Source organism: Brevibacillus sp. FSL K6-2834, assembly GCF_038592925.1.
GTDB lineage: Bacteria > Bacillota > Bacilli > Brevibacillales > Brevibacillaceae > Brevibacillus > Brevibacillus borstelensis.
Window position 1 is genome coordinate 2,767,551 of sequence record NZ_CP151945.1, and the last position, 13,737, is coordinate 2,781,287.

Consider the following 13,737-nt stretch of genomic DNA (forward strand, 5'->3'; position numbering starts at 1 on the left):
CCTATCCTTTCAGATCAAGCCACTCGCTGCGGAGCAGAAACAGCTCCCGAAGCTCCTGCGTGGACAGCTCGGTTATCCAGTTTTCGCCGTTGCCGACAATCTTCTCGCTGAGGCTCAGCTTTCTTTCCATCATTTCGTCGATCTTCTCCTCGATCGTCCCGAGAGAGATAAATTTATAGACCTGCACATTGCGCTGCTGACCGATCCGGTACGCCCGGTCCGTCGCCTGTTTTTCGACGGCGGGATTCCACCATCGGTCGATGTGAAAGACGTGGTTGGCTTCCGTCAAGTTCAGGCCGGTTCCGCCTGCCCGCAGGGAAAGGATGAAGATCGAAGCACGCTCCGAGTCAGGCAAGGCGGTATCTTGAAAGCGAGAGATCATCCAGTCCCGCTGTTCCTTTGGGGTAGAGCCGTTTAAAAACAGGACGGGGCCATAGCCTTCTCTTTCGAGGACGCGCTGCAGCAGCTTGCCCATCTCGATGTACTGGGTAAAGATGAGGCTGCGTTCGCCTTTCTGCCGAATGTCGCTGATCAGCTCAAGCAAGCGCTCGATTTTCGGAGAGCGCGTCTTCTCATCCGGCGCGCCGAGTCCATTGTCGATCAGTCCGGGGTGATCGCAAAGCTGCTTTAACCGGGTAAGCGTTGTCAGAATCAGCCCGCGCCGCTGCATCGGCGAAGCCTGGTCCAGCCGGTCAAACATCGACTGGATCGTTGTCTCGTACAGCGCACCTTGCTCAGCGGTCAGTGTGACGTACTCTTTTCCTTCATTTAATGCAGGCAGGTCCAGTTGGATATGCGGGTCCGTTTTTACGCGCCGCAGCAAAAACGGCTGGATGAGCCGCTGTACCTGCTGAACCAATGTCTGATCTTGATCACGCTCGATAGGATGGACAAAACGCTGCGAAAAATCGCGCAAACTACCCAGGTAGCCTGGATTCAAAAAATCGAAAATCGACCAAAGCTCCGTCAAACGGTTTTCGATCGGTGTACCGGTCAAAGCGATGCGATGTCCGGCACGCAAGCTGCGGATGGATGTCGCCTGTTTGGTCTGGGCGTTCTTGATGTGCTGCGCTTCGTCCAGACAAATGGTGCTCCAGGCAAGAGAAGCGAGCTCCTGTTCATCCAGATGGGAAAGGGAATAGGAGGTGATCACCAGGTCAGCTTCCTGTGCCGCCTGGATAAATGCCTCATTTTTATGCCGAGCCGTACCGTAGTGCACGTAAACAGAAAGAGACGGGGCGAACCTTTGGAGCTCTTTCTGCCAGTTGCCGATCACTGAGGTCGGGCAGATCAGCAGGGAAGGGCTTTGCCGTGATTCGGTTTCCTTCAGAAAGAGCAGATAGGTAATGAACTGGATTGTCTTCCCCAGACCCATATCGTCCGCGAGACAGGCTCCCAGCCCAAACTGCCGCAAAAAGAGCAGCCACGAACTGCCCTCCCTTTGATAGTTGCGCAGCTCTCCCTGAAAACCGGGTGGCTGCTCGATCAGCGGTATGCGCTTTGTATCCTGGAGCTTCGCCATGAACTGAAAGAGATGCCGGTTCAGCTCAACCTCGACGGGAAGGGCAGATGGCCGGTCCCATTCCTCCCATGACGGGTCGGATGGCTCCTCTGTGCCGGCCAGATAGAGCTTCATGACCTCGCGCAGCGTGAGCCCATTCTTTCCTGTCGTTCCCTTCAATGTCTCCTGCATTTGCGCAAACAGCGCGGGAGTCAATTGCACCCACTGTCCCTGGACCTTCAGCAAACGCTGTTTCTGGTCCAGCAATCGGCGAAATTCCGCTTCGCTCAGCTCGAGCGGACCGAGCGCAAGCTTCCATTCAAAATCCATGACTTGATTGATGCCAAAAAAGGACGGGCTTCTTCCCGAGGAATGCGCCGACACTTTTATTTTCACCCGAGGTTTGGTCCGCTTGACCTGCTCCCACCAAACGGGCAGGAAGACGTGGATTCCTGCTTGCACCAGCTGCAAACTGTGTTCCGTCAGAAACGTCCAGGCCTGCTCATTGGACAATCGGGCAGAAAGAGGGGTGTCATTTGCTCCTTTGTCCATCCATGGGAGAATTTCCTTGCACTTCTCGATGTCGCGCCTCAGACGGTGGCGATACTCTCGCCAATCGTCCGGCATGGCGGTCATCATGATGGCGTTACCAGTCGGGGCGGTCTCGTCTTGGTTTCCGAGCGTCAACGGGAATACCGCGAGTTGGCCCTCCAGGTCTTCCGACAATAGCTCGAAGACACGGTCGGGCAAATCCCGATCCTGCAAAAGAAGCTTGAGAGACCAGTCAGCCTCGTCACCCTTCGGTTCGAGCAGCTGCAAGCAGGTGCGGAAAGGAGTATTGTCGGGGACAAGTCCAATCGTTTGCAGCCATTCCGATTCCCCCAGATGGGGCGACATGTCTTCTCCCAGCACATCGAGCGCAGGAAACTGTCTGAGCAGTCCGTTCCAGGCATTCCGTACCCCGCCCCTCTGGGAGAGAAGATCGTTTATAACGAGAGAAAGCAAGCGTTCTCCTGAGGCTGGCAGCGGTTCACGCGGATCAGCCAGCTTCCAGCCATAGCGGCCATTCTGCCAATCGGAAAAGCTCGGCAGGAAGTTGCCGGCTGCAAGGGCATCCATGATCGTCCCGGCGGCTGTCCGGTAACCGGCCAAGTCTTCACTCAGCGTAAAGGTAACGTGCTCAAGCCACCCCGGTGACACGAGAAACCGGAGAGCCTCCAGCGGCTCCAGCAGGATGACCTGATCTGTTTTTTCGATAAACGTTCCAAAAAAAGAGTGTTCATCCCAGGCGAACAGACAGGCTGCCGCCCGCTCCGGATGCACGGGATTGCCCATGCAGTCCTCAGCCTTGAGGAAAAAACGACCGTCCGGCAAGAGTCCTCCGGTGAGAAACATATGCAAAGTAACATTCATGAAATCAGATTCCCTCTCTTTAGCTCCTCTTGAAATGCCCGCAAACGGCTATACTTGGTTGCCAGCCCTTGTATGAAACGCTCCCAAACGTCAAGCTGATCGGCTTTCTGATAACTGGCCCGAACTTTTTTCAGCAGTTTCGCCGCTTCCCGATAACCCGAGCGATTTCGCGACCCGATCTGTTGATTGATCTCACGGATCAACAGCGGCAGGAGAAGAAGGGGCTTTTGGTCCTCAATGATCTTGGCTTGCTGCTGATTCATCTGTTCCAGAGCGCTTTGGTACGTCATGAGTACATCCAGATATTGCTTGTACTGCCGGTTTTCAAACAAGTAGGCGCAGTAGTCGGTCAGGCTTGCCGGCAAAAAACGCTTCAGCATCGCGCCGGAGTCGGCCGATCTGCCCAGCCGTTCCATCGCTTCCCGCCAGACGGCAGCAACCAGGCGGTATTCGGGTCCATCCGCTGTCCCGATCAAGGTTTCCAGCCTATCGACCCAGTACAAGAAGCGTTCCCATTCTTCATGCCGCGCAAAAGCTTTCATGTAAGGCAGATAGAAGGACAAAGCAAGCGACTGCGATCCATTCCATATCCGGAGAGCTGTTTCGTCTTCCCCTTTCATAACCAAAAAATGCGCTTGCAGGATCGAAAACCTTTCACGCTCGGCGTCGGTCAGGACGGGGTTCTTGATCAGGCGGTCCAGCTCATCCATTTCCTCTTGTATCCAAGCAGGGGTGTTCAATAGGTACCACCACAGGAGGCGATATGCTTGTATCCAGTAAATCGTGGCAGAATCGCAATGCTTCCATTCCTTGCTTTTCTCGTGTGTCTCTTCCAGGTGGGAGGAGAAATGCTTCCGCAAGCTCTCTGCATCCAGATAAAAGAGGGCAGCCTCCAGCTGCTCGACAAGCCTGTCAGCCGTTTGCGTCAAGTCGGAAGCCCAGTAGGAGGAGCGCACGTCTTTTACGAACGTTTGCAGCTTCAGCAAATGAAACAGGTTGGCGTGAACAGAAAATAGCTGTGCCAGCTCTTCCGGCCAGGAGCTTGTAACTCCCAGGACGTTTTCATAGCTGGAAAACAACTCCGAAGACGGGCGCGCTGTTTCCATGGCCAGCGGGAGATTCCGTGTCCATTTCTCCAGGAAGCTCCACCAATCGCTTACCTTGCTTTCTGGGCGCAGGGAAGCGCCTAGCGAAGCGGAGGGAGTCGGATTTGCCCCGGATTTTACGATTTTTTTATAGGCAGGAACAAGCATGGCGGGAGAAAACACAGTGCTCCGCGGCTTGTGCAGTACGTTCATAAAGGCTCGGGGATTTTCAAACACACTGTATGCTTGAAAAAAGGTAGCGGCGATGTGCTTGCAATAGCGGGCATACGAACAGGTACAGGTGCTGTTTGCAAAGGCATTCAGGTCAATTTCCACATGGTAAACCGCAGATCCCTGCACATCGCTGCGGAGATGTGCGCCATCTTCCGCCTGAACGTTAAACACCATGCCATCGGTAAAGTACTGATATCCTTGCTCCACGATGTGTTCCTCCATGTTAACGAGGATTTGTTCGCCCAGTTGCTTGACTTGTTCCCGCGTTAACTCTCTTTGCAACATGTAGTCGATGCCTCCGTGCCAAGTGTCATCCCTCCATTATACCGAAAACGGCCGCAGAAACAAAAACGGATCGTTTCACAAACCGTATGAGGCATCATCGAAACCATGCTGCGTGCCTTGACTATTTAGGAAAGTATAAGAAAATGGGAAGGAACGAAATCGAAAGAGGACGGTGCAGCGATATGCTGATGAATGAAAAAATCAAAGCCTCCGAAGTGGAGCTGACCGGACTTCAGGGAGAAAATCTGGGCATCGTTTCTACCAAAGAAGCATTGCGTATGGCCAAGGAGCTGAATGTCGATCTGATTTGTCTGTCACTGGCTACAAGTCCGCCGCCATGCAAGCTTGTCAGTCGGGATGAGTATCAACAACAGCGCGTCCAGGAAAAGAAAAAGGAGCGCAAAGCGGCGCAAGGCCATAAAACAAAGGAAATTCGTCTTAGTGCATATATTGAACAGCACGATTACGATACGAAAAAAAGGCAGGCGGAGCGAATCCTGCACTTCGGAGATGCCGTACAGCTATGTGTTCGTTTGGAGAAAAAAGAGACACAGCAGGCAAAAGAATTGATCGAGCAGCTTGTCAAAGAGTTGGGTCATTGCGGGAGACAGGAAAAGGGCATCCAGGTGAGCGGGAAGCAAGTGGTTGCCGTGCTTTTTCCTTGTTGAGAAATTGTATAGTTTGTTGTCGTATATTGTCAGTTAGCCTTGAACAGCGCACTTTTTCTTTACCATCCTTTCCCTTGCAACTTTTCTCGACAATCCATCGTCAAGTAATCACCTGCTCATGAAGCGTATAGACTATTTCTGACAGAATCGTATATGACCAAAATTTACGAAAAGTACGATTCGTGACCGCAAACATCATGCATCCCAAAAAAAATCAAAAATCAAAATGAGTAATGGGGGAGTTATTTTGCATCATTTCAAAGTTTTATCGACAAAAACAGTAAAAAAAGGACTGGCAGGCGCTGTTATGGCCGGGCTTTTGGCGGTGTCGAATACCGGTTTGGCCGCAACTGCTCTTCCATTGTCCGATATTGCATCGAATGCTTATAAAGGAGCGATCCTGAAGCTGAATTATGCCGGAGTCCTGAAAGGCTATACGGATGGCACATTCAAGCCCGAAAAAGAGGTTACTCGTGCAGAGTTTGCCAAAATTGCCGTGTTGGCAATGGGATACACCGACGAGCAAGCCAAGCTGATGCAAGGAAAAACAGCGTTTAAAGACCTGCCGGCGGATCACTGGGCAACAGGCTACATAAATCTTGCCGTTTCTCAGGGAATTATCAAAGGGTACCCGGACGGCACATTTAAACCGAACAATACCGTGAAAGTCGCAGAAGCTTTGACCGTTTATGTACAAGGCTTGAAAATCAGCGTACCGGCTTCGACTACCGGACAATGGTACTATCCCTATCTGCTCGAAGCCAACAAGGCGGGCATTTACGATTCAAAGGACGAACCGACTGCAGCAGCAAGACGTGATGTCGTAGCCAAGTTCACCGACTTCTTCATGGAGACGCCTGTTTACGCCAATGGCGCTTATTACGACAAGAACGGAAATGCAAAAGGCACGGTCCAGAAGCTTCCTGTCGTAAAAGGAACTGTCGATTCCTACGACAAATCTACAAAAAAACTGAAGCTGACCGGACAAAAAACAGAAGTGACGATCGCTGACAATGCGCAAGTATTCGGCAGCATCGTGGCAGGAGCCAAAGTCGAGTACATCGTGAAAAACGGAAAAATCGCTTTCCTGAACGTAGTGACTGCTGACACCAATATCGTCGAAGGCATCGTGAAAACAGGCCTGAACTTCTCCAGCGCGGTTGGGGACGAAAAACAATTCAAGGCGATCGTAAACGGGAAAGAGATCATCCTGGAAGTAGAAAGCGGCGTAACGGTTTCCCGCTCTCACATCGGCAAGAAATTCGTGGCCGTTATGGATGAGGACGGAAAGGTAGCCTCCATTACCATTTCGGATAACGCAACGAGCGGTCTCGTGAAAAAGACCTCGACCGTTAGCGGCACAAAAGCGAAGAAAGAGATTCAAGTCGGCGATCAAACGTATGAATTGACCGCAAATGCTGTCATCAAGGGGAAAACTCATCCGCTGGCCAAGGAAGCAACGGGATCGTTCGCTGACATTGCCAAAGGGGACCTCGTTGAGCTGACACTGGATGTTGACCGAAAAGCGTCTGCTGTCACCTACACGAAGCTGAGCACGACACAAACGATCAAGGTCGATGCGGATGACAACGTGATCAGCTTTGACGGGTATGAATACGAAGTTCTTCAAGATACGAAGCTCTATGTCGACGAGGACAAGGTATCGGAATTGGATGATCTGAAAAACAACAGCGTTGCCGTTCTCACCTTTGACCAGGACGGAAATTTGATCAAAGTGGAGCAGGGCGTAGGCGTCTCGGAAGGCAAGCTGGTAGACGATACGACAGCATATGAAGGTCAGACGAAACTGGCGACGATCAAGGTTGACGGCAAAACCTACGACATCTTGGCAAACGCGAAGCTGACTATCGACGGAAACTCGGTCTCCGCAACAACAATCAAGGCCGACCAGTTGAATGATTACCGGATCGTCAGCTGGAAATACAATCTGGGAACCAATGATATCGTCGAGCTGACTGCTGAGAAGCAGACGGTAGTGGGCTATGTAACCGAGAAATCGGGTAAAACCATTACGGTGAACGGCAAGGATTATGAGCTTCTTTCCGGAGTATCGATTGATGACAATGCAGACACCAACGACAAAGAGTATACACTCGTACTGAACAACGACGGCAAGGTAAAAGCGGTGACTGGTGCTGCCAAAACACTCAGCGGCGTAGTCGATTCTGTAGAAGTGGTGAATGAAAACGGCTCGACCAAATCGGCCGAGATCGAAGTAAACGGCAAGACATACAAGGTCCTGAACGCGGATACGGTAGATGATGTCGACCAATTTGAGTTGGTTACACTGACAATGAACCGTGAAGGCGAAGTGACGAAAGCCGTTGTACAAGGCACTCTGACCAAGGAAGAAGAAAAGTTCATTGGAATTGAAGCCCGTGTAAACGGAGATAAATACGTCTTCTTCAACAACGTCTCCACGAGCATCAAGCTGTCGAAGGACGCAAAAGTGAAATACTACGACGGTTCTGATATGGATGAGGACGAAGTGAAGTCTTCCGATAAAGTCGACTTGTGGACGAATGCGGACGGCCAGGTTTATCTGATCGTTGTAAACAAGCGATAACGGGTAGCCTTCCGTTCAGCAGGGAACAGAATATAGGGGAAATCAAAAAGATTCAGGATCGGGCTCATTTTTTGAGTCGATCCTGAATCTTTTTTACGTTGTACGACTGCCTCATGAAAGCAAGGGAAGCGTAAATGGTCTACGGTTTTTATAGCTGCTGTCTTGTGGTGAATCCTCAGAGCCTTGAGCTGATAACGATGACAGATAGAATCAGGCAGATTGCCGCCGGCAGGATGGTGACAATCGGCTGCTCTGCTCGAAACAGATGGGCGTGGATCGCCCCCGCCATAAGAACGACAAAGAGTACCCCGGAGCCAATGGCCAAATACCGGTTCCATATTCCGCCAATCAGCGCCAGCGCTCCCACGATCTCAAGAATGCCGACAACGGACATGAACCAGAGAGGATAGTGATAATGGCTCCAATGCTCGACTTGAAACGGAACGCGTGCGAGCTTGATGATACCCCCTGACAAAAGAAACAGCGACAATACGGCTTGCATGATAATCAGTCCCACCGGTTATTCCTCCATTATGTTATTCTTTGGCCTTTGACTCCCGGGGCAGCATGCCGTACATGAGAACATCGACGACCTGCTTCGCCAATCGTGCTGGCGTTTGTTTACCCGGCAACAGGTGTGTAACCGTCAATCGCTCAATCATCCCGAGCAGACATTCCGCGACCGTCGCCATCTCCACATCGGCCCGAAAGTAACCCGCTTCCTGCTCGGCACGCAAGTTTTCAAGCAGGAGAGAAGTCAGATCTTCTTTGATCTGTTCCGCTTGCGGAGCAAGGAAGAGCCCGATTCGAGTCATATGCGGATTGCGGACGAGGAAGCTGAAAACCATTTCCAGCGCCTGTACGATCCGCTGCAGCAAATGCTCCGGCTCGATCCCTGGTTCCAGACGGATGGACGCCGTAAGCTCGCCCAGACCAGACCGGAAGTCATGGATGATTTCATCGAAAATGGCTTCTTTACTGGCGAAGTAGAGGTAAAAAGATGGCTGGGTCAATCCCGCCTGCTTTACGATCGTACTGATTTTTGTCTCGTGGAATCCCCGCAATGCAAATTCTTCCGCAGCAGCTTCCAGCAGCCGCTTCCGACTTTCCTTCCCTTTCCACCCCTTTTCACGAACCACAATAGCCAATCCTCCTCCACAAAAAGATACTCAAAAGTAATGTTACTTACGAGTAATGTAACAAAGGAATCAACTTCCAGTCAAGAAGATAGAGGGGAAAAAGAAAAAGCCCTTCCAGATTAAGAGACTGGAAGGACAAATGTTTCGCCTTGTTCCTCAATGACGATGCGGTCTTTTTCATCGCCAGCTGCCGCAAGCAGCCGTTGAATAGGTTCCTCAACAGGCTCCTGGGAGAGAACGAACGTATTCCAATGGATGGGAACGAGCCATTTGGCTCCGCTCTGTTTAAACATCTCCCAAGCTTGCTCCGGAGTACAGTGGGCAGCTTGATATGCATCGGGCTTATAGGCACCTATCGGCATAAAGGCAATGTCAATGCTTCCAAAAGCACGAGGAAGTTCCTCAAATGATGTGTAGGCCGTGTCTCCCGGATAGAGGATGCGTACCCCGTTTTTTTCAATGATGTAGCCGTTATAGCCATAATCTTTATTCCATGGAAAGCGGTTGCCCCAGTGCCGGACAGGGATAGCCGTAATCTTCACTCCGCTGGCAGTACGTACGGTTTCATGCGGAGCAATTTCTTCATACGAACCAAAAGGCATGCGGGCAATCAGTCTGCTGGTGTTTTTTGCAGTGATGACATGGATGGATGGACGAGCCAGCTCCCGCAAGCTGGGCAGATCGACGTGATCCATGTGAGCGTGAGAGATCAAAATAATGTCCACATCTCCGATTTCCGCAGAGCTCAGAGCGGGTGGCGTATAACGCTTCGGCCCAAAGTGAATCCCCGCGATGCGAAGCCCCAATTTTTCCCCAAGCACGGGATCAGTCAGAATTTTTGTGCCAAAAAGATTGATTAGAATGGTTGAGTGTCCCACCCAGGTAAACGTAACCTCTTCATCTCTCCAGGTTGCGGGCATCGGTTTATTCCGGATAGACCGGGATGGGGGTTTCGGAAGCCGTCCCATGTGGTACCAATAGCGGTACCCGATATAAGCCAGCAGGATGACGAAGAGCACAGCGAGCGCCCCGCCCAGCCACGATAACAATGTAGGTAGCATGCCAAAACTCCTTTTGCTTAGCATCGTAATCACTATAGCAACGACCCAACTTTGAAGTAAAGAGATCGATGTGCATTTTTTAGCCGCAGTATTTTCGTGATTGTGCCAGGCAGTGTAAATTCTTATAGATGATACATACCGCTTTCGAGTCTTGTTTATATTTGCTTTGAACTGATAACCGAACCTTTTCGGATGTCGGAACCAATATGTAGTGAAATAAGCACTTGGGGGCCGGCCGCCTATGACAGAAACAGAATTGCATGAGTGTATCCGCAGTACGAGAAGCGGCAACAAGGACGCTTTTCGCAAAATCTACGCACACAGCAAGGACTATGTGTACGGGACCGTTTCGCTGCTTGTCAACAACAAGCAGGATGCAGCTGATGTCGTCAGTGAGGTCTACGTAGAAGTGTTTAAATCGCTGTACCGGTACGACTTTGATAAACCGTTCCGATCCTGGATAACCGGTGTTGTTATCCGACAGGTACCCAACTGGAACCGGAAGCTATGGCGCAAATTTCGATTGTATGAACGAGGCAAGCTCATGGAGCTGCCTGAGCCGAGCCCAGATTCGGAATCACTTTTTCTGCGGCACAAAAATTGCAAATAATTTCCTCATTGAATCAAAAGAGGCCCATGCACTCAACTGGACTCAGCAAAAAGACGGGGCCGCTGTACTCTACACCATTACTTCAACATCCAAGAATGTTACCAAAGCGGATTTGCTGTCCATAGCAGATCAACTGAGATAACAAAGGCAAGAAAAGACGAAGCCGAACCGAAACAAGACGAAGCTGAAGCTGCTTCGTCTTGTTTCTTGTTTTGCAGGAAGTCGGGCGAGTCTTTCAAGTGCATATCCCCCTGATAGATTGCAAATAATTTACATACTACGATGGGGATATAGGTGTTGAAGATGAAGTTCATCAGGAAGTTTACTCAAAAGACAAGGACTAGCAGCAACCGAAACAGAGACGAGAACCATCAAGGTTCCGCCATAGATGACGGTCACCGCCCGTTAGACACAGACCTTGACATCAACATCAAAAGGTTTCGGGAAGAAACAGGAAACAGCCCTGATTTGAAAGTGCGTCAGTTTGAATTGGGGAGCAATCCGCAAATTCGGGTTGCGGCCATTTATAACGAGGGTCTGGTAGATCAGCCCCAGCTAAACGAATTTGTCATCCAGCCGCTGATGCTCTCCAAAGATAGGGGGCGCCTCTCCGAAGCATCCGGAGAGCAGGTCTTTCATTTTCTCCGAAATCACGCCTTGCCGGTCGGAGAAGTCGACACGGTTGAAAATTGGAATGAAGTCATGAACACCGTTATGGACGGGAACACAATTATTTTTATTGATCACTTCCCGGTGGCTATCGGCTGCAACACGTCTGGCGGAGAATGGAGAGGCATCGAAAAGCCTACGACCGAACTGTCGATCCGGGGACCGAAGGATAGTTTTAATGAATCCATATCGACGAATATTTCACTCATACGCAGACGGATAAAAAGCCCGAATCTCTGGTTGGAGATGTATCGGATCGGAGAAATCACCCATACCGATGTGGCTATTATGTACATGAACGGGATTGTAAGTGACCAAATTGTAGAAGAAGTACGACAGCGGCTGACCGGCATAAAAGTGGACGGGATTCTGCAGGCGGGGAATATTGAGCAGCTCATCGAGGATCAGACGATGACGCCGTTTCCCACTGTGTACAATACCGAACGTCCCGATCTGGTATCGCGCTACCTTCTGGATGGGAGGGTGGCCATCATCGTAGACGGGACCCCGTTTGTATTGTTGGTACCCGCATTGTTCACCCAGTTTTTCGTTGCATCGGACGACTACGCCCAACGCTATGACATCAGCAGCTTTATCCGCTTGCTCCGCTATGCAAGCTTCTTGATATCCCTGCTGTGGCCGTCCATCTATATCGCCGCTATCACCTTCCACCAGGAGATGATTCCGACTCCACTGCTGTTCAGCCTGGCCGCTACCCGCGAAGGTGTGCCGTTTCCGGCGCTGGTCGAAGCGCTGCTGATGGAGCTGAGCTTTGAGATATTGCGAGAGGCCGGCATCCGCATGCCGCGGGCGGTGGGCCAGGCGGTGTCCATCGTTGGCGCCCTCGTCCTGGGGCAGGCAGCGGTACAGGCAGGGATTGTCTCGCCCGCGATGGTCATTGTCGTCTCCATTACGGGAATCGCCAGCTTTTCCACGCCTGCGTACAATCTTGCTGTGTCGGCACGGCTCATCCGTTTTGTTCTGATGATCCTGGCGGCGACTTTTGGCTTTTACACATTGACACTGGCTATGATTGTTCTCGTTGCGCATTTGAGCAGTCTGCGCTCGTTTGGCATTCCGTATTTGAGCCCCTATGCCCCGTTTCAGATGGATGACCAAAAGGATGCGCTCGTCCGGCTGCCCCTCTGGATGCTTGCCACCCGCACGAAAGCGATAAACAAAAAGAACATCAAAAAGATGGAGCCAAGCGGACACTCGATGTTGAAAAAGCAGAATAACAGGCCGGAGGGGGAGCGCCATGAGGAGTAGAAGCCTGCTGATGATCTTGTGCATGGCCCTTCTGCTTTTGACAGGCTGCTGGAATAATCGGGAGCTTGGTACGCTGGCCATCGTTACCGCGATTGGATTGGACAAGGGAAAGAATCAGAATGAGCACGTCTTTTCTTTTCAAGTGGTCAACCCTTCCGCCGTGATTTCGGGAACGGTTGGGCAAGGGGACGAAAACATGGGGCCAGTCACCGTTTATACGGAAACGGGGGAAACCCTTTTTGAGGCCGCTCGAAAAGCCTCGCAAAAAGCACCGCGACGGCTTTTTTTCTCCCATGTTCGCTACATCATGATTGGCGAACAGCTAGCCCGCCAAGGCATCAACGGGGTGTTAGACTCTTTTGAGCGGTCCAATGAAATCCGTTTGACGGCCCGCTTGGTTATTGCCAAGGGCAGAACTGCCCAAGAAGTCCTGGCAATCGTCACACCGATGGAAAAGATTCCAGCAACAGCAGGGGTAGGCGCATTGGAATTTTCCGAAGAGCTGTGGGGAGAAAGCATCAAAATCGAGTTCGATGATGTAATCCGGGCTATTGGAAACCCAGGGAGAGAACCGATGATAAGCGCGGTCGAGCTCCTTGGAAATCCGCGAGCCGGCCAGCGTGTGGAAAATATCCAATTGACCAAGCCGGATGTTATCGAGAAGATCGGCGGGATCGGGGCATTTAGAACCGGGAAGCTGGTGGGTTGGCTGGAAGGAGAGCAAGCACGCGGTGTGAATTGGCTTCACGGCAGTTTAAAAAGCTCCGTTTTGATGGTCGATTGCGATGGAAAAAAGGATCAAGTCGGAATCGAGATTACCCGTTCCAAGACGGATATCCAAGGAAAGGTGGTTCAAGGAAAGCCGCAAATCACCGTAACGATAACGGAAGAAGCCAGCATTGCAGATGTCAAATGCGCCATTCATTTGTCCAGTCCAGCGGTCATTTACGAACTGGCAAACAAGCTGGAAGATAAAACGATGCTTCAGATCATGTCGGCCGTGAAAGCAGCCCAACAGTACAAAACAGATATTTTTGGATTTGGAGAAGTAATCCGCCGGGCAGACCCGAAGGCATGGGGGCATTTAAAGCTGGACTGGCCAGACCGCTTTTCCCAACTGCCAGTGGAGGTGAAGGTGAAAGCGTTTATCCGCCAGCCAGGGATGATCACTGAACCATATTTACTAAAGCGAGACAAGAAAATCAGGGATGAATGA

Annotated in this window: 10 protein-coding genes; 5 read left to right on the forward strand and 5 right to left on the reverse strand. The window is 51.1% G+C overall.

Annotated elements, in window-relative coordinates; genetic code table 11:
• Position 1: 1 nt before the first annotated feature.
• Both NST96_RS13690 and NST96_RS13695 read right to left on the reverse strand, forming a co-directional pair.
• Positions 2-2,914: a DEAD/DEAH box helicase gene (locus tag NST96_RS13690; protein WP_342406515.1), complete on the reverse strand. Its 2,913-nt coding sequence runs from the start codon at positions 2,912-2,914 to the stop codon at positions 2-4.
• The gene (locus NST96_RS13695; protein ID WP_122958534.1) at positions 2,911-4,518 is read right to left on the reverse strand and encodes an SWIM zinc finger family protein; all 1,608 of its coding nucleotides are present in this window, start codon (positions 4,516-4,518) and stop codon (positions 2,911-2,913) included. Before NST96_RS13695 ends, NST96_RS13690 begins: the two co-directional genes overlap by 4 nt.
• Positions 4,519-4,700: 182 nt before the next feature.
• Between NST96_RS13695 and infC the strand changes: the two genes are divergently transcribed.
• The gene (infC, locus tag NST96_RS13700) at positions 4,701-5,186 is read left to right on the forward strand and encodes a translation initiation factor IF-3 (protein WP_122958556.1); all 486 of its coding nucleotides are present in this window, start codon (positions 4,701-4,703) and stop codon (positions 5,184-5,186) included.
• A gap of 247 nt (positions 5,187-5,433) precedes the next feature.
• Positions 5,434-7,773 carry an S-layer homology domain-containing protein gene (locus NST96_RS13705; RefSeq protein ID WP_228006658.1) on the forward strand — a complete coding sequence of 780 codons (2,340 nt, stop codon included), beginning with the start codon at positions 5,434-5,436 and terminating at the stop codon, positions 7,771-7,773.
• A gap of 175 nt (positions 7,774-7,948) precedes the next feature.
• Here NST96_RS13705 and NST96_RS13710 read toward each other — a convergent pair whose 3' ends face one another.
• The 3 genes from NST96_RS13710 to NST96_RS13720 form a co-directional block, all read right to left on the reverse strand.
• Entirely contained in the window at positions 7,949-8,290 is a 342-nt protein-coding gene (locus tag NST96_RS13710) for a DoxX family protein (RefSeq protein WP_171506558.1), read from the reverse strand.
• A 19-nt stretch (positions 8,291-8,309) separates the two neighbouring features.
• Positions 8,310-8,912 (reverse strand): TetR/AcrR family transcriptional regulator, encoded by a 603-nt coding sequence (locus tag NST96_RS13715; RefSeq protein ID WP_024984841.1) that lies wholly within the window; start codon positions 8,910-8,912, stop codon positions 8,310-8,312.
• A 119-nt stretch (positions 8,913-9,031) separates the two neighbouring features.
• Positions 9,032-9,973, reverse strand: a complete 942-nt coding sequence (locus tag NST96_RS13720; protein WP_039071652.1) for an MBL fold metallo-hydrolase — start codon at positions 9,971-9,973, stop codon at positions 9,032-9,034.
• A gap of 241 nt (positions 9,974-10,214) precedes the next feature.
• On the opposite strand from NST96_RS13720, the gene NST96_RS13725 reads away from it, so the two are divergent.
• The 3 genes from NST96_RS13725 to NST96_RS13735 all read left to right on the forward strand — a co-directional run bounded on the left by NST96_RS13725 (position 10,215) and on the right by NST96_RS13735 (position 13,737).
• Positions 10,215-10,583, forward strand: coding sequence for a sigma factor (locus NST96_RS13725; RefSeq protein ID WP_051925576.1), 369 nt, complete (start codon positions 10,215-10,217; stop codon positions 10,581-10,583).
• A gap of 303 nt (positions 10,584-10,886) precedes the next feature.
• Positions 10,887-12,521, forward strand: coding sequence for a spore germination protein (locus tag NST96_RS13730; RefSeq protein ID WP_338463472.1), 1,635 nt, complete (start codon positions 10,887-10,889; stop codon positions 12,519-12,521).
• Positions 12,511-13,737, forward strand: coding sequence for a Ger(x)C family spore germination protein (locus NST96_RS13735; RefSeq protein WP_339165996.1), 1,227 nt, complete (start codon positions 12,511-12,513; stop codon positions 13,735-13,737). Before NST96_RS13730 ends, NST96_RS13735 begins: the two co-directional genes overlap by 11 nt.

Excerpts from the sequence above, each read along its gene's own strand:
- NST96_RS13695 (WP_122958534.1), bottom strand. The coding sequence starts at position 4,518 with ATGTTGCAAAGAGAGTTAACGCGGGAACAAGTCAAGCAACTGGGCGAA.
- NST96_RS13730 (WP_338463472.1), top strand. The coding sequence starts at position 10,887 with ATGAAGTTCATCAGGAAGTTTACTCAAAAGACAAGGACTAGCAGCAAC.
- NST96_RS13735 (WP_339165996.1), top strand. The coding sequence starts at position 12,511 with ATGAGGAGTAGAAGCCTGCTGATGATCTTGTGCATGGCCCTTCTGCTT.
- NST96_RS13690 (WP_342406515.1), bottom strand. The coding sequence starts at position 2,914 with ATGAATGTTACTTTGCATATGTTTCTCACCGGAGGACTCTTGCCGGAC.
- infC (WP_122958556.1), top strand. The coding sequence starts at position 4,701 with ATGCTGATGAATGAAAAAATCAAAGCCTCCGAAGTGGAGCTGACCGGA.
- NST96_RS13720 (WP_039071652.1), bottom strand. The coding sequence starts at position 9,973 with ATGCTACCTACATTGTTATCGTGGCTGGGCGGGGCGCTCGCTGTGCTC.
- NST96_RS13725 (WP_051925576.1), top strand. The coding sequence starts at position 10,215 with ATGACAGAAACAGAATTGCATGAGTGTATCCGCAGTACGAGAAGCGGC.